Source organism: Micromonospora sp. LOL_014, from assembly GCF_048060245.1.
Taxonomy (GTDB): Bacteria; Actinomycetota; Actinomycetes; order Mycobacteriales; family Micromonosporaceae; genus Micromonospora_E.
On sequence record NZ_JBHMIP010000004.1, the window covers coordinates 109,922 to 127,224 of the forward strand.

Annotated in this window: 9 protein-coding genes; 1 reads left to right on the forward strand and 8 read right to left on the reverse strand. The window is 73.1% G+C overall.

The genetic code is table 11. The features are described from left to right. Nucleotides 1-58: 58 nt before the first annotated feature. Complete coding sequence (locus tag ACFHW1_RS05265; protein ID WP_416556184.1) at nt 59-5,125, reverse strand: NAD-glutamate dehydrogenase; 5,067 nt, start codon at nt 5,123-5,125, stop codon at nt 59-61. Between the two features lie 249 nt (nt 5,126-5,374). Between ACFHW1_RS05265 and ACFHW1_RS05270 the strand changes: the two genes are divergently transcribed. Beyond that, a complete protein-coding gene (locus tag ACFHW1_RS05270) occupies nt 5,375-7,303 on the forward strand; it encodes a penicillin-binding transpeptidase domain-containing protein (RefSeq protein WP_416614992.1) in 1,929 nt (642 codons plus the stop codon). Nucleotides 7,304-7,347: 44 nt separating this feature from the next. Here ACFHW1_RS05270 and ACFHW1_RS05275 read toward each other — a convergent pair whose 3' ends face one another. The 7 genes from ACFHW1_RS05275 to ACFHW1_RS05305 form a co-directional block, all read right to left on the reverse strand. Then, on the reverse strand, nt 7,348-7,722 hold the full coding sequence (locus ACFHW1_RS05275; RefSeq protein ID WP_416556182.1) for a type II toxin-antitoxin system VapC family toxin: 375 nt from the start codon (nt 7,720-7,722) through the stop codon (nt 7,348-7,350). After that, complete coding sequence (locus ACFHW1_RS05280) at nt 7,719-7,973, reverse strand: type II toxin-antitoxin system Phd/YefM family antitoxin (protein ID WP_282232049.1); 255 nt, start codon at nt 7,971-7,973, stop codon at nt 7,719-7,721. The genes ACFHW1_RS05275 and ACFHW1_RS05280 overlap by 4 nt, the downstream gene beginning before the upstream one ends. A 74-nt stretch (nt 7,974-8,047) precedes the next feature. Continuing rightward, on the reverse strand, nt 8,048-9,244 hold the full coding sequence (locus ACFHW1_RS05285; protein WP_416556181.1) for an arginase family protein: 1,197 nt from the start codon (nt 9,242-9,244) through the stop codon (nt 8,048-8,050). A 9-nt stretch (nt 9,245-9,253) separates the two neighbouring features. Further along, nucleotides 9,254-10,174 (reverse strand): tetratricopeptide repeat protein, encoded by a 921-nt coding sequence (locus ACFHW1_RS05290; protein ID WP_416556180.1) that lies wholly within the window; start codon nt 10,172-10,174, stop codon nt 9,254-9,256. A 6-nt stretch (nt 10,175-10,180) separates the two neighbouring features. Continuing rightward, nucleotides 10,181-13,261: a hypothetical protein gene (locus ACFHW1_RS05295; RefSeq protein WP_416614994.1), complete on the reverse strand. Its 3,081-nt coding sequence runs from the start codon at nt 13,259-13,261 to the stop codon at nt 10,181-10,183. Beyond that, nucleotides 13,258-16,416 carry an FtsX-like permease family protein gene (locus ACFHW1_RS05300; protein ID WP_416614996.1) on the reverse strand — a complete coding sequence of 1,053 codons (3,159 nt, stop codon included), beginning with the start codon at nt 16,414-16,416 and terminating at the stop codon, nt 13,258-13,260. The genes ACFHW1_RS05295 and ACFHW1_RS05300 overlap by 4 nt, the downstream gene beginning before the upstream one ends. Next, nucleotides 16,417-17,292 carry an ABC transporter ATP-binding protein gene (locus tag ACFHW1_RS05305; protein ID WP_416556177.1) on the reverse strand — a complete coding sequence of 292 codons (876 nt, stop codon included), beginning with the start codon at nt 17,290-17,292 and terminating at the stop codon, nt 16,417-16,419. Between the last annotated feature and the right edge of the window lie 11 nt (nt 17,293-17,303).

Here is a 17,303-nt window from a genome sequence, read left to right on the forward strand (position 1 = left end):
GCCCGGAAACGCCTCTGTCTACCCTGCCGAAAGTATGCAGCTTTTCCGGCCGATGTGGTCAGTTGGCCGAAGATGTGCGAACCAGTGTCCGGATCTGGCGCAGCAGCACCGACAGTGCGGCGAGGTCGGCCGGTGAGTGGGCGAAGTCCTCCATCGCCCGCCGTACCCGGGCAACCGCGCTGGCGTTGTCCTGCTCCCACTGTTCGGCCCGGTCCTGCACCGCCAGCTCGCCCGGGGTGGCGGTGAGCACCTCGACGGTGAGCGCCGCCAGCGCGGCGTACAGGTCGTAGCGCAGCGCGGTACGGGCCAGCGTCTGCCAGCGGTCTTCCCGGGGAAGCAGCGAGATCTTGCTCAGCAGCCAGTCGACCCGGAACCGTTCGGAGAGCATGAAGTACACCGAGGCGACCTCGGTGACGTCGCAGCCGGTGTCGGCGGCGGTCTCCACCACGTCGAGCAGCCCGAAGCTGTACATGATCCGAGTGGCCCGGTCGGCGAGATCCGGCGGCAGACCGCGACCGGTCATGGTGTCGACGTGGGCCCGCAGCGACTCCCGCTCGTCGCCCCGGAAGTAGTCGCCCAGCTCCGGCAGCAGTCGCGACACCCCTTCGCGCAGCCGGGCGGTCTCCCCCGACACGTCCAGCGGGGACTTGCGGTTGGTGACCAGCCAGCGGACGGCCCGGTCCAGCAGTCGCCGACTCTCCAGGTAGACCGCAATCTGCGCGGCGGTGCTAACCACGTTGTCCAGTGCGTCGATGTCGGCCCACAGCGTGTCGAGCCCGAACACGTCGCGGACCACCACGTAGGCCCGCAGCACGTCGGCGGCCGACGCTCCGGTTTCCTCCATCGTCCGGTAGACGAAGGACATGCCGCCCCGGTTGACCGCCTCGTTGACCAGGCTGGTCACCACGATCTCCCGGCGCAGTCGGTGGTCGGTCATCCGGGCGCCGTACCGCTCGCGCAGCGGCGTCGGGAAGTAGTCGGCCAGCACCCGGTCGGTCCACGCCTCGTCGGGCAGCCCGTCGGCCAGCACCTGCCCCTCGATGGAGATCTTGGCGTAGGCGAGCAGCACCGCGAGCTCGGGCAGGGTCAACCCGTCCGCGCCGGCGCGGATCCGCTCCGCCAGATCGTCGTCGGACGGCAGCGCCTCCAACTCCCGGTCCAGCTGCCCGGACTGTTCCAGGTCGGTGATCATCCGCCGGTGCACCGGCAGCAGCGGACGTGCCTGGGCGCCGGCGTTGGCCAGGGCCCGAGCCTGGTCGTAGTTGTCCCGCAGCACCAGCGCGGCGACCTCGTCGGTCATCTCCACGAGCAACGCGTCACGCTGCGGTACGGTCAGCTCGCCATCGGCCACCGCGCCGCCCAGCAGGATCTTGATGTTGACCTCGTGGTCGGAGCAGTCCACGCCTGCCGAGTTGTCGATGAAGTCGGTGTAGATCCGCCCGCCGGCGGTCGCGTACTCGATCCGGCCACGCTGGGTGAGCCCCAGGTTGCCGCCCTCGCCGACCACCTTCGCCCGCACCGACCGGCCGTCGACCCGGATCGGGTCGTTGGCCTTGTCGCCGACGTCGGCATGCGACTCGTCGGAGGCCTTGACGTAGGTGCCGATGCCGCCATTGAACAGCAGGTCCACCGGGGCGCGCAGGATCGCCCGGATCAGCTCCGGCGGGGAGAGCAGGTCGACCCCGTCGTCGAGGCCGAGCGCCGCGCGGACCTGCCGGCTGACCGGCACCGACTTGGCGGTACGCGGGTACACGCCACCGCCGGCCGAGATCAGTCCGGTGTCGTAGTCGGCCCACGACGACCGGGGCAGGTCGAACAGTCGCCGCCGCTCGGCGTACGAGGTGGCCGCGTCCGGATCCGGGTCGAGGAAGATGTGCCGGTGGTCGAAGGCGGCGACCAGCCGGACGTGTTCGGACAGCAGCATCCCGTTGCCGAACACGTCGCCGGACATGTCACCGATGCCGACCACCGTGAATTCCTGCCGTTGGACGTCCACCCCCAGGTCACGGAAGTGCCGCTTGACCGACTCCCAGGCCCCCCGCGCGGTGATCCCCATCTTCTTGTGGTCGTAGCCGGCCGACCCGCCGGAGGCGAACGCGTCGCCCAACCAGAAACCCCGGGAGATCGAGATTGCGTTGGCCACGTCGGAGAAGGTCGCGGTGCCCTTGTCGGCGGCGACCACCAGGTACGGGTCGTCGCCGTCGTGACGCACCACCCGATCCGGCGGCATGATCTGCCCGGCGACGATGTTGTCGGTGACGTCGAGCAGACCGGAGATGAACTGCTGGTAGCAGGCCACCCCCTCGGCCTGGGCCGCTTCCCGGTCCGGTGGCTCGGCCGCCGCCCGACCGCGCGCGGTACCGCCGGGCTGCTTGACCACGAAGCCACCCTTGGCGCCGACCGGCACGATCACCGCGTTCTTCACCATCTGCGCCTTGACCAGGCCGAGCACCTCGGTACGGAAGTCCTCCCGCCGGTCCGACCAGCGCAGCCCGCCCCGGGCGACCTCGCCGAAGCGCAGGTGCACACCCTCGAACCGGGGCGAGTAGACGAAGATCTCGTACGCCGGCCGGGGCGCCGGCAGGTCCGGGACGGCTTGCGGGTCGAGCTTGATCGCTACGTACGGGACCGGGCGACCGTCGGTGCCGCGCTGGTAGAAGTTGGTCCGCAGGGTGGCCAGGATCAGGGTCAGGTAGCTGCGCAGGATCCGGTCCTGGTCGAGGCTGTCCACTTCGTCGAACTGGCGGCCGATCACGGCGACCAGTTCCTGGCCGCGCCGGCGGCGGCGCTCGTCGTCAACGGCGGGCCCCGGCGCGAACCGGGTTTCGAAGAGTTGGATCAGCAGCGCGGCGATCGCCGGGTAGGCGACGAAGGTGGACTCCATGTACTCCTGGGAGAAGACCGCGCCGGCCTGGCGCAGGTACTTCGCGTACGCCCGCAGCACCACCACCTGCCGCCAGGTCAGCCCGGCGCGCAGCACCAGCTCGTTGAGCCCGTCAATCTCCACCTCACCGCGCCAGGCCGCCGAAAACGCGTTCTCCACGTGCGGCCGGACCTCGGCCATCGCCCGCGCGCCGACCGGCAGCCGCAGCCCGAAGTCGTACAGGTAGATCCGCTGGTCGACCCGGTCGATCTCGTACGGCCGTTCGTCGATTACCTGCACGCCGAGCGAGTGCAGCACCGGCAGCACATCGGACAGCACCATCGGTTCGCCGTACCGGTAGACCTTGAACCGCACGTCCCGCTCGTCGACCTCGGCGCCGCCGGGCGGCCGGAACAGGTGCATCTCCAGCTGGCCGGGCTCCTCCAGCAGCTCCAGCTTGGCCAGGTCCTGGACCGCCTCGTACGCGGTGTGCTCTTCCTTGTACCCCTCCGGGTAGGCGCCGGCGTACCGCCGGTGCAGCGACTTGGCCGACTCGTCGCCCAGCTTGCGTTCCAGCACCAGCCGGAAGTCGTCCTCCCACAGCCGGGTGGCTTCGGCGAGCAGTTCGGCGAGCCGGTCCGGGTCCAGCTCGGCGGGCGGCGAGGCCGGGTCGGTACGCACGATGAAGTGCACCCGGGCCAGCATCGACTCGGTTACCCGGGTGGTGTAGTCGACGCCGACGCCGTTGAGCTCGCGCAGCAGGATCTGTTGCATCCGCAGCCGGTTGTGGGTGGTGAACCGATCCCGGGGCAGGTAGATCAGGCAGGACAGGAACCGCCCGTACCCGTCGGAGCGCAGGAACAGCCGCAGCTGCCGGCGGCCGGCCATCCGCAGTACCCCGAGTACGGCGTGGTAGAGGTCGTCGGTGCGGATCTGAAACAGCTCGTCGCGCGGGTAGGTCTCCAGGATCTGCAGCAGATCCTTGCCGGAGTGGCTGCGTGGGCTGAGACCGGACCGTTCCAGCACCTCGGCGACCTTGCGCCGGACCACCGGCAGCTCCTGCACGCTGGTCCGGTACGCGGCGGTGGAGAACAGCCCGAGGAACCGGCGCTCGCCCACCACCGTCCCGGCCGAGTCAAAGACCTTGACGCCGACGTAGTCGAGGTAGGCGGCCCGGTGCACGGTGGCCCGCGAGTTGGCCTTGGTGATGATCAGCAGCCGCTGTTCGAGCGCCTTCGCCGCCGCCTGCGGGGTCATCGAGGTGAGCGGGCGGGGCCGGGTCTGGTCCTGGCGCAGGATGCCGAGCCCGGAACCGAGCACCGCTACCAGCGCTTTGTCCCCGTCCGCGTTGTCGACCAGCCGGTACTCCCGGTAGCCGAGAAAGGTGAAGTGGTCGTCGGCCAGCCAGCGCAGCAGCTCGACCGAGTCGGTGAGGTCCTTCTCCGGCACCGGCGGTGCGTCGGGTGATCCGGGCTCGGCCCGGTCGAGTTCGTCGGCCAGGGCCAGGGCCCGCTGCCGCATCCGGGGCCAGTCCTCCACCGCTTCCCGCACGTCGGTGAGGACCCGCTGCAGGTCGCGGCGCAGCCGGTCCAGGTCACCGGCGATCCGGATCGGGTCGATCTCGATCCGGATCCAGCTCTCCACCAGGTCGCCGTCGATCGCGTCGTCCGGCTCGACGTCGGCCGCCACCTCGGTCAGCTGGCCGAGTGGTTCGCGTCGGACCACGACCAGCGGGTGCACCAGCAGATGGACGTCGAAGTGCCGCTCGGTGAGCAGCGCGGTCACCGAGTCGACCAGGAACGGCATGTCGTCGGTGACGATCTCGATGACGGTGTACGGCCGACCGTCGCCGGGCGGGGTGAGCCGCAACTTCAATTCGCCGGGCAGCCGGTGCCCGGCCAGCTCCCGGTGCGCCCGAGCGGCGTCGAGCATCTCCTGCGGGCGGCAGCCGACCAGCTCCTCGTCGGCGGCGAACCGCCAGAACCGGTTCACCAGAGAGGCGGCGTCGTGGTCGGCGTCGGCCAGCGACACCGCCTGGGCGATCAGCCGCTCGGCGCTGGGCATCGGTTCGTCGTACCCGGTGTCGTCGGTGTCGTCGACCACGGCGGCCAGCGCCGACTCCGGCGGCGCGAACGTCTGGAGGTCGAACACCTCGTCTGGATCCGGCTCGGACTGGCGGTGCGGCCCGGCGCTCTGCCGGCGACGCTGCCCGTCACCGCCCGAGGCCTGGCGTTTCGACTTCGTGACCGGACGGCGGTTCATTGGCGCAGACTCCCCTCGGCCCCACCACGCTGTGGGGTCAACCTCGGCCAAGCCTATTCCTCCCGGATCGTCGTTCCGACGGCACACCGGCACCCCGTCGTCGGCTTGGCGACACGCTCTGACCACGTCGTGTGATATGCCCTGGACGAAACGGGACAGCGGTTCATCTGGTACCCCGAGGGACAGCGGTCCATGCGCGCACGTACTACCGTTCCGGTGTCCGCCATGCGTCCGGAAGGGGGCCGTCGCATGCGCCGCAAGGCGACCGTCGCGACCGCGCTGCTACTCGCCGTCACCACGCTGACCAGCTGTTCCTCCGATGACGGACCGGACGCCACGGTCGCCGCCTTCATCGACGGATGGCACTCCGGTGACCTCACCGACATCGGCTTCATCACCCCGGCCGGCGAACGGGTGCCCGCCACCGACGTCACCGAGGAGTTGACCGCCCTCGTCGGCGACCTGAAGGACACGCCACCGCAGCTACGCCGGGACGGCGACGCCGAGGTGACCGAGGACATCGCCACCGCCACCATCGCCGTCGAATGGGCGCTCCCCGGCGACGTACGGTGGAGCTACCCGACGTCGGTCCGGCTACGCCGGGGCGCCGACGACGCCTGGCAGATCATCTGGGAGCCGGCGATCGTCCACGACCGGCTCGGCAGCGGCGACCAGCTGGCACTGAACCGGCTCGTCCCGCCCCGCGGCGCCATCCTCGACGGGGCCGGGCAGCCGATCGTCGCGCCGCGCCCGGTGGTGGTGGTCGGCGTACAGCCCAGCGAGGTCGACGACCCGGCCGCCCTGGCCGCCCAGCTCGACGCCGCGTTCCGGGCGATCCGACCGGCGATCAGCCCGCCGGTGGACGTCTCCGGGCTGGCGGACCGGCTCGACGCGGCGAGACCGGACGCCTTCGTCGAGGTGGTCACCCTGCGCGAGGAGGCGTACGAGCAGATCCGGGACCGGATCTACGAGCTGCCCGGCACCAAGTTCCGCCGGCAGGAGTGGGACCTGGCCCCCACCCGGGAGTTCGCCCGCGCGCTGCTCGGCACCGTCGACCCGGTGCAACGGCAGGACATGGCGGCGCACCCCGGCCGGTACGAGGTCGGCGACCTGGTCGGCCACGGCGGCCTGCAGGGCGGGTACGAGGAGCGGCTACGCGGCGTACCCGGGTATTCGGTGCAGATCGTCGGCACAGCTCCGGACGGCAGCGTCTCCGGTGACGAGGTGGTGTTTCGTGCCGACGCCCAGCCGGGTGAGCCGCTGCGGACCACGCTGGACACGGCCGTACAGACCGCCGCCGACGCCGCGCTGGCCGACGAGGAGCAGCGCGCCGCGCTGGTGGCGGTGCGGGTCAGCGACGGCGCGCTGGTCGCCGTCGCCAACGGCCCCGACGGCGGCACGGAGAACCTGGCGTTGACCGCACAGGTCCCGCCCGGCTCCACGTTCAAGATGGTCAGCGCGTTCGGCCTGCTCGAAGCCGGCGCGGTCGACCCGGACGCGCCGGTCGACTGCCCGAAGACGGCCACCGTTGACGGGCGCACGTTCACCAACTCGGACGGCTTCGAGCTGGGCCGGGTGCCGTTCCGGACCGCCTTCGCCAAGTCGTGCAACACCACCTTCGTCGAACTGACCCCGCAGTTGGATGCGGACGGGCTGGCCGATGCGGGTCGGCTGCTCGGGCTGGAAGGCGAGTGGCGGCTCGGCGTGTCCGCCTTCACCGGCGCGGTCTCCGCCGGCGGCCCACCGGCGGAACGGGCCGCGGCCGCCTTCGGCCAGGGCACCACGCTGGTCAGCCCGGTGGCGATGGCCGGCGCCACCGCCGCAGTCGTCCGGGGGCAGTGGCGCCAGCCGACGCTCATCGTCGAGCCGCCGCCGCCGCCGTCGGCGGTGCCGGACGGCCCGCAGCTGGACGCGGCGGCGGTGCAGGCGCTGCGGACGATGATGCGTGAGGTGGTCACCGACGGCACCGGGCAGGCGTTGCGGGACGTGCCGGGCGAGCCGGTGCACGGCAAGACCGGCACGGCCGAGTACGACGACGACCCGGCGAACACGCATGCCTGGTTCGTCGGCTGGCAGGGCGACCTGGCCTTCGCCGTCTTCGTCGAGCAGGGCGGCTCCGGCTCCGGGCGGGCGGTCCCGATCGCCGAGCGGTTCCTACGTGGCCTCGCCGCCAGCTGACCCGGCAACGGCCCCTGGTTGGCGAAATCGATCTGACCGGGTTGTCACACCTTCAAGATGTCCACGTCGTACAGCGCTATGGACGAGTCGCGGGAGGCGAGCGTGATCCCCTCGACGGTTGCCTGTGCCACCAGCATTCTGTCGAAGGGGTCTCGGTGATACGCGGGTAGGCGACCGGCCGCGATCGCGTGAGCGTGGGTCACCGGTAGTTCGACGAAACCCATGTTCCGTACTTGTTCGGCGAGGTCGGTCGGGCCGGTGAGCTTCCCGGTGGCCTGCTTGATGGTGATCTCCCACAGGCTGACCGGGGACAGGAAGATGTCCGGGTCGTGGCGGAGCCGGTTGAGGAAGTCGTCGCCGAGGGTGGTGTCGCCGGTGATGGCCCACAGCGCGACGTGGGTGTCCAGCAGCAGGCTCATGCGCCGACGCCGAAGTCGGCGGCGATCTCGGCGTTGGTCTGGGCCGAGTCCCAGTCCCCGGACAGGTCCAGCTGCCCCGCGAGTGAGCCGACCGCGGTCCGATTGGCTCGACGTACCAACGGCACCACCTTCGCCACCGGGGTACCTGCCCGGTCGATGATGATCTCCTCGCCGCGCTCCACCCGCTCGATGATGCGCGAGAGGTGGGTCTTGGCGTCGTGCATGTTGTAGTGCACGGCCTCGGCAGACATGACTAGACCTCCCAGTTAGCTAGCAGCTTAGTCCACTCCGGCATGGTGGCGCGACGATTCCCAGCGGTAACAGATCACGTGTCGGCGGCGGACGGAGCCGGCGGTTCGGCGGCCGGCGGTTGTTGCGGCGACGGGTTGGTGGAGTCAGCGTCAGGAGGCCGCGGGGACGGCGCCTGCCGCCGTAGCCGTCCGGGCTTGGCCGCCCCACCACCTGGCGCGCTCCGATCCGCGACCGTCAAGGTCACCGCTGGTGGCGGCACCGCCGGCCGCAGCCCGGCAACCGCCGGTGTCTCCTGCTCGGCAGGGGCGGCAACAGTCGAATCGGCTGCCGGTGACGGTGCCTGCTCAACCGGAACGCGGTCGGCGTGCACCGGGCGCAGGCCGGCCACCAGGGTCGAGACGATGTCGGCGGCGTAGCTGCCGTCCGGGTCGTAGTCGGGGTCGAAGACGGTCAGCTCGACGCCGAGGCAGTGCGGGGTGTCGACCAGGTCCGCGAGCAGCAGCTCCAGCTCGGCGAAGGCGATGCCGCCCGGATCCGGCGCGTCGACCGCCGGCATCACCGCCGGGTCGAGCACGTCCACATCGACATGCACCCAGTAGCCTGCGCAGTCGGCCAGCTGGTCACGGGCCCACTGGGCGCTGCGCGCCGCCCCCTCCGCACGCAGCTCCGGCACCGGGCGGGTGACGATACCGGCCGCCTGCAGATCCAGCCGGTACTCGTCCTGGGCCCGGATGCCGAGCACCACGACGTCGATGTCGCGAAAGTACGGCCGGCGGCCCTCGATCCCCGCCAGATCCGGCTGGCCCCGCCCGGTGACCAGGGCCAGCCCTTCGCCGGCCGCCGCACCGACGTAGGAGGCGTTGCCGGGATGCCGGAAGTCGGAGTGCCCGTCGACGTAGACCAGGCCGATCCGCCCACCGACCGCCTCGCCGAGCCGGTGCATGGCGAGCGCCCCGCCGAGCAGGATCGAGCAGTCGCCGCCCAGCACCACCGGGAACTCCCCAGCGTCGATGACGGCACCGATCCGCCCGGCGAGGGCGAGCGTGTACGCCGAGATCGACCCGGCGTGGCAGACCCCGTCACCGGGTCGCCAGTCCGCCGGGTCGTACCGGGGCGGGGTGAGGCACCCGGCGTCACGGGCGCTGAGCCGACCCACCAGCTGATGGTCCCGCAGTGCGCCGGGCGCTTTCGCGCAGCCAGGCACCGACGTCCCGGTCGGCGGTCGCAGACCGAGATTCGACGGTGCGTCCAGTACGGCGATCCGGCGCATCGGCGGGGCTCAGAACAGTGCGCTGGCCAGCGCCCGGCGGGCCCTGGTCACCGCCGGGTCGTCCGGACCGGCCACGGTGAACAGCGACACCAGGTGTTTGCGGACGGTCTCCCGGTCGTCACCGGCGCTGCGCCGGACCAGGTCGATCAACCGCTGGTACGCCTGCTCCGCCTGACCGCCGAGCACCTCCACGTCGGCGGCGAGCAGCTGGGCCGGTACGTCGTCCGGTGCCGACGCCGCCGCGTCAAGCGCGGCCGCCGGGTCCACCCCCTGCACCCGACGGGCCAGGGCGACCTGGGCCAGCCCGGCCTCGGCGGCGGTGTCCGCCGGCGCCTCGTTGAGGATCTTCCGGTAGGCCTGCTCGGCGGCCTCCAGGTCGCCCATCATCAGCGCCTCGTCGGCGGCGTTGAGCAGCGGATTCTCCGGCTCCTCGACGGTGACGCCGCCGGCTTTGAGCACGGCGCCGATCCACTGCCGCAGCTGGGCCTCCGGCACCACTCCGGCGAACGCGTCGACCGGCTGGCCGCCGACGACGGCGTACACCATGGGAATGCTCTGCACCCGGAACATCTGCGCCAGACGCTGGTTGCTGTCCACGTCGATCTTGGCCAGCGTCCAGGCGCCGCCGCCCTCGGCCGCTAGTCGCTCCAGCAGCGGCGACAGTTGCTTGCAGGGCTCGCACCACTCGGCCCAGAAGTCGATGACCACCGGTGTGGTCATCGAACGTTCGAGAACCTCGGTCTGGAAGGTCGCCTCGGTGACATCGATGACGGCACCGGCTGCCGCCGGTGCGCCGGCTGCCGGGCCGCCACCGGCCCGGGTCGGGGTCCCGTCCGGCCGGCTCCCGCCGGCCGGCGCTGCGCTGCGCAGCGAGCTGAGGTCTACCGCGCCGCGAGTGAAAATCGACGGGGTGGTACGTGGGTCGCTCATGGTTACCTAGTCTCGCACGCGCAGGGCGCGTCCCAACGCCAGCGCCACCGCCCCGAACAGCAGCATGACGCCGATCACGGGGAGCAGCACGGCGACCGGCCGGGGCCAGCGCACCGGGGCCAGCGGGACCGCCTCCTCGACGGTGACCGGCAGGTAGCTGCCGCTCAGCCACCAGGCGAGCAGCGCGCCGCCGAGCCCCGTCGCCGCGGCCAGCAGCACTGCGGGCAGACCGCTCCAGCGCAGCGAGCCGGCCGCCGACCGGGACGGCAGTCCCTGGGTCCGCAGCGCGGTCAGGTCCTCGGCACGACGGCGCCGTTCGACCATGGCCAGTAGCACCATCCCGGAGCCGGCGAGGATCACCGCCAGGGCGGCGGCGAGCAGGTGGAACCAGATCGCCAGGGCCGGTGCCTGCCGGTCCAACCCGGCCCGGACCTGCTCCGGGGTGAACTCGCCGGTGACGGTGAGCCCGGCCGCGTCCAGCTGCTCGGCGAGGTCCGCCGGTGCCCGGGGACCGAGCCAGACCTGGGCCGTTTCGAGCCCGGTCTTCTCGGGCACCGCCCGTACGGCGTACTCCATGTCGACCAGGAAGCCGCGGTCGCCCAGCGCCGGCAGCGCCGGGACCGGGTCGGCGTCGGCCGTCAGCTGCGCACCGGTGGGTAGCAGCGCCGTGGTCGGGTTCAGCCCGGATGCCCGGTCGTCGGCGCGGGCGGTGACAGCCGGCAACGGGTACGGCGTGTCGGCCGGCAGCGCCCACGGGTCGGGGGCGGCCCCACCGGCGAGCAGTCGCAGCCCGTCCGGCCCGGCCTCGGACGGATCACCGGACGGATCACGCCAGCGCTGCTCGTCGGTGAGCTCCGCCGGCCCGAGTAGCTGCTCCCCATCGACGGAGAGGCCGGTGAGGGTCACCTCACGCACCCGAGGGTCGACCTCGGTGTCCGGGTCGACCGCACCGGCGGTGCCCGGTTCGAGCCGGACGGACAGCCCGGCGAGCTGGCATCCGTCGGCGCACTCGACCGGAATCCGGTAGGTGTGCCGCCCCAACCGGGCGAACGTGGCCTCGGCCGCCGCACCGCCCGACGGCGACCGCAGGTGGACGGTGAACCGTACATCGTCGGCCGGACCGGTGCCCTGCGGGTCGGGCCGCCCCGGATCCGCCGACGGGTCGGGCTGTGCCGGGGCGGCGTCGACGACCAGGTCCACCGAGATCTCCGTCCCGTTGACGGTGATCGGCGCGGTGGCGGCCGGTCCGCGCAGCGCCTCGGCGACGTCAGCGGGGCCGGCCGGGCCGAACTCCGGTCGCCAGCGGGCGGTGGCGGCCAACGCCGACGTGTCGGCGAGCAGCACCGGGGCGTCCGCGTCGGTGGCGGCGAAGCCGACCGCCATCGCGTACTCGCCGACCGGGTCGACCGTCCGTACGGCCGTCAGCAGCGTGCCGGCGTCGACGGGCAGCAGGGTCAGCACCCGGTCCGCGCCGCCGCGCACCTCGGCCAGCGCCGCCCGCGACTGGCGGGCCACGTCGAACGCGCTGGCCGCGTAGCCGGTCAGCACCACGGTGACGGTGAGCAGGGTGAACAGCCGTTGGCTGGCCGGCTGCCGGGCCAGGTGCAGCAGCCCCAGCGCCGGGCCGAGCCGGCCCCGGCGCAGCGCGACCGCGCCGAGCCGGCCGGTCAACGGCGCCACCACCCGCGCCGCCAGCAACGCCACCGTTACTCCGATCAACGCCGGCACCAGCAACGACACGCCGATCAGCTGGCTGTCGAACAGCCGCAGCTGTGCCACGGCGACCGCGGTCAGGGCCACCATCACCGTCTCTGCCAGCAGCGAGGTCCAGAGTCGGGACCGGGCCGGCACCCGGCGCAGCAGCTCGGCGACCGGGCTGGCCAGCTCCCGGCGCTGGGCGGCCAGCACGGCGAGCAGCGCACCGACGACGGTGGCGCAGCCGGCCAGCACGGCCGTGCCCGAGGTGACTGGGGCGAACCGGCCCTCCTCCAGGCGCAGGCCGGCGAGCAGCCCGACGGCGACCGAGCCGAGCAGGTAGCCGGCCGGCGCGCCGAGGGCGATGGCGGCAGCCGGCTCACCGGCGGCCAGCGTCCACCGGGTCCGCCGAAGGATCCCGCGCAGCGCGATCAGGCCCAGCTCGGTACGGCGGGCCGCGGTACCGGCTGCGACCGCGACGAAGACGACGAACAGACAGAGGATCACCAGCGGGACGGCCGCGACCGGCACCACCTGCCGGGTCAGCGCCTGGGCCGACGAGATCCGCTCCAGCAGCGGTCCGACGTCGTCGGACAAGTAGACGTACCCGGCGCCGTCGGCGCGAACCTGCTCAGCGAGCCGGGCCAACTGCTCGCTGAGGCCCGCCAGCCGGTCCGGTTCCAACGCATCGGCCTCGGCCAGCGCATCCACGCCCCGGTAGTCGCTGCCCCGGTCGATGGCGTCGACGACGTACCGGCCGGTGAATACCGGTTCGCGGTAGGCGTCCAGGGCCCCTGGGACGAAGTACGGCGTCCGGCCCCAGTAGAGCGCATCCGGGTCCACCGGTTCGTAGACGCCCATGACGGTGATCTCGGCCGGCGCCCCGCCCGGGCGGTAGCTGCGCTGCACCGGGGCGTAGTCGGCCCAGGTGACGGTGACCGGGGTACCCGGGGCCAGGTCCAGCCGCCGGGCCGTGTCCGCCCCGATCACGACCTCGTTCGGCGACATCAGACAACGCCCCGCGACCATCCGCAGGTTGGCGCAGACGTCCTCGCGGAAGACCAGGTAGGAGATGTCGGTGGCGACGGGTTCCAACCCGAGCATCGGCATCTGAACGGTGTAGACGGTGCGGAAGCCGCGCAGGTCGAGCACGGCACCGGTGACCGCCAGGAGGCCGGCTTCCTCCCCGGGTAGCACGTCAGGGACGGACAGGGTGACCGTGCGGTCGCCACGGTCGGCAGCGTCGAGCTCCGCCGCCACGACGGCCCGGTCCGCAGCGGCCAGGTACGCCGGGCCGGTCACCGCGGCGGCGGTGGCGAACGCGCTCAGCAGGAAGACGACCAGCGCCTGCCCGCGCCGGGCGGCGAGCATCGACAGCAGCAGGGAGATCATCCGACGTCTCCGTCCCGGTCGCCGGCCATGAGCGGGTTCGGACCGGCCGGCGGACCGACCCGGGAACCGGCCGGCGGACCGACCCGCAAGTCGACGGCCCGGACCAGCCGGGCACCGGCGAACGCGGCCGCCGCACCGAGCACCCCTACCGCGACGAGCACGCTGACCAGCAGCGGAACGGCCTGCGGACCGATCCGCAGCGGCAGTGCGGCCCAGTTGTCGACGAAGATCGGCATCGTCTGCCGGATCGGCAGCTGGGCGAGCACGGTGGCCACCAGGCCGACAACCACCGCGAGCGCCACGGCGACGGCGTACCCGCCGTAGGCAATCCGGGCAACGGCGCGGGCCGGCAGCCCCTGCGTCCGCAGAGCGGCCAACTCGGCGGCCCGGTCGTCGCGTTCCACCGCGGCGACCACCGCCAGCGCCCCGGCCGCCAGCAGCAGCCCGATCAGTCCGGCGGCCAACTGGAACCGCAGCGCCGATGGCGGACCCTGGCGGCCGAGCTGCTCAATCACCGCCGCCCGGGAATCGGTGCCGATGATGGTCAACCCTTCGGCAGTGAGCCGGTCGGTCAGGTTCCCGGGCGCGTCGGGGGCGAGCCAGACCTGCGGCACGTCGCCGAAACCGGCTCCGTCGGCCAGCCGGTCGGCCCGTTCCAGGTCGACCAGGTACCCGCGCTGGCGGGCCTGCGGCAAAGCGGCGGCCACCGACACGTACCGCACCGGCAGCTCGGCACCGCCGAACACGGCGAGCCGTGGCTCGCCCGGAACGTCCGGGGCGAGCTCCGGCCCGGAACGCACCACCGGCACCGGCACCGGCGCGTCGATCGGATGGATCCGGGTGGACCGCTCCCGGTGCACCCCGCCCGGTGACGGGGTAGTGAGGGTCACACCGCCCGGCCCGGCGCTGATCCGGGGGCCGAGGGCGCCACCGGCGACCGCGCCACGCCAGTTTCCGATGTCGCCGAGGTACGCCGCGTCCAGCCGGGGTGTGGTGGCCCCGGCCAGATCGTGCAGGGTGATCGTGAGATCGGGTTCGGCCGGCACCGGTACGCCGTTCCAGGCAGGTTGGACCAGTTCGAGTGACGTCAGCCGGCAGCCGTCCGGGCCGCATCCGGTCACCGTGGCGGGATGCTCGGCACGATCGGTGTCGAGCGGGCCGAACACCACCTGCACCGGCTCTCCGGCCGGGTCGACCAGGTGCGCCACGACGCTGACCGGCACCTCGTCCGGTCCGGTGGCGGTCAGGACCAGCGGACCGTCACCGACCCGAACCTCGGTGACCGGCGGGGTGAGCGCGGCGGCGACCTCGGCGGCGACCTGGCCGTAGCCGGGGTGCCAGGCGGCGACCTGGGCGAACCGGGACGCGTCGACGGCGAGCACGTACTGGGCCGACCCGGGATTGTTGCCGACCACCGCCATCGCGTACCGGCCGGACGGGTCGGCGGCGCGGACCGCGGCCAGCAGGTGGGCCCGGCTGCGGGCCTGCACGGTGAGCACCTGGTCGGCGCCGGTGGTGTGGGTGGCCCGGACGGCCCGCGCGGAGACCGATTCGGTCCAGCTGCCGATCGCGGTGCCGAGCAACGCCACCCCGACCGTGAGCAGGGCGACCAGCCGCGCGGTCCCCGGCCGGCGGGCCAGGTGCAGCGCGGCCAGCGCGGCGGGCAGCCGACCGGCGCGCAGCAGGGCCGCCGCAGCCCGGCCGGCCACCGGGGTGGCCGCCCGGCCGGCGGTCAGCGCGATTGCCAGGGCCAGCAACGCCGGGGCGAGCAGCACCAGAGCACCGGCCTCGTCCGGCTCAGCCGCGCCGACGTACGCCTGGTAAAGCCCGGCCCCGGCGACGGCCACCGCGATCAGGTCGACGACATCGGCCCGCCAGCCGCGCTGCCGGGCCGGCACGTGCCGGAGCAGATCCACCACTGCGGCACGGGCGTTGCGCAGGTCGGCGGCGATCGCGGCGACCAGCGCGCCGGCGACGGCGGTGCCGGTCGCGGCGAGGGCTAGCCGGGCGGCGGAGCCGGCCTGCTCCGGGTCCGGGCCGGCACCGGCGAGCAGCCGGGCGGTCACCAGGCCGGCGGCGACACCGACCAGCGCGCCGACGATCATCGGCAGCCCGCTCTGGCCCACCGTGAGCAGCCACACCCGCCATCGGGCACCGCCGCGCAGTTTGACCAGTCCCAGGTCACGGCGGCGGTGCTCGGCGGTGTGTCGGACGGCGAAGAACAGGGCGAACCAGGACAGCAGCAGCAGTTGCCCGGCGGCGACGGCGACACCGAGCTCGACCAGTTGGCGGTGGCGGGCGATCTGGTCCACCAGGATCGCCGCGTCGGTGCGGACCTGCCAACGGCCGATGACGCCACCACCGTCGTCCCGGCGGATCTCGGTGGCCAGGTCGACTCCGGCGAGGTAGGCGGCGGCCGGCAGCACCAGGTGGTGGGTGGCGAACAGGTTGTCCGCCGGTACGGCGGCCAGCGTGCCGGCGGTGGCGAAGACCGGGTCACCGCTGTCGGCGTCGGTACCGCCGCCGCTGAGATCGTCGAACGCCCAGTACGGCTCGCCCGGATCAGTCACCTGGTAGGTCCCGGTGACGGTGAGGAGCACCGGTGCGCTGCGGCTCGACTGATGGGTGATCCGGTCGCCGACCCCGACGCCGAGCCGTTCGGCGCTGCGTGCGCTGAGCACCGCCTCGCCGGGGCGCTGCGGGCAGGTGCCGGTGACGGTCAGGTGTTCGCAGACCTGCTCCCGGTGCGTCAGGCTGGCGGCCAGCTCGGCCTGGCCGCTGGCGACGGTCCCGGTGCTCCACACCGAACTGCTCGCCGCCGCACCCGGGTAGCCGATCCGCTCGGCGCCGGCGTCCCGGGCCCGGTCGATCAGGTCGGCGCCGGTGGCGTCGAGTTCGGTGCGGTCCCCGGCGGCCGGGTCGACCTGCTGGTCGGCGGCGACTTCGGCGGCGGTGCTGGCGACCCGGCCGGTGGCGCGGGCGGCCAGCAGGTTGGGGCCGGCCGCGTCGACCGCAGCCTCGGCGACGGTACGGGTGGTCGCCGCCGCGTACCAGGGGGCGGCGGTGGTGGCGGTGACCGCGAGTGCGGTGAGCACCAGCAGGGCGACGGCCTGACCGGCCCGAGCCCGGACCGCGCCGACGAGCAGTGCGAACACTCAGACTCCTGTGCCGTCGACGCCGTCGGGCAGCAGACCGGGCGGGGCGGCCCCGCCCACGACCAGGGTTACCGCGCCGTCGGCCTGGGCCACCCGCAGCAGGGTGCCGGGTGGGAAGTCGCCGAGCACCTCGGGCGGCAGCTGCACCGTACCGTCGCCGGCCACCACCGCGAAGTCCTCACCGTCGCGGCCCTCGGCGCCGACCCGGCCGTCCCGGATGGTCACCGCCCGACCGAGCCGGGCACCCACCTGCGCGTCGTGGGTCACCACCACGATCGTGGTCTCCCGTTCCCGGTTGATCGTCTCCAGCGCGTCGAGCACTTCGTCGCGGCCCCGGGTGTCGAGTTGACTGGTCGGTTCGTCGACCAGCAGCAGGCCGGGCGAGGCGGCGACGCCGACGGCGAGCGCGGCCCGCTGCCGGGCGCCCGGCGTCAGCTCGGCGAGCCGGTCATTGCCGCGGCCGGGCAACCCGACCAGGTCGAGGATGCGGTCCGGGTCGTCCAGGTCGATGCCGGCGGTGGCGGCGGCCCGCCGCTGGGCCAGCCAGACGTTGCGGCGCAACGTCGCGTACGGCAGCAGGTTACGGGCGGCGCCCTGCAGCACCACGCCGATCTGGGTGCCCCGCAACCGGGCGACCTCCCGGTCGGAGAGTTTGCCCAGGTCGTAGCTGCCGACGCTGACCCGGCCGGCGGACGGGCGCATCAGCCCGGCGAGCAGCGCCACCAGGGTCGATTTGCCGGAGCCGGACGGGCCGACCAGGGCGAGCATCTCCCCGGGGTTGATCCGCAGGTCGACGCCGGAGAGCGCGACCACGTCGCCGGCCTCGCCCCGGTAGATCTGCACCACCCGTCGGCAGCTCACCGCAAGTCCCGTCACGGCGTACTGCC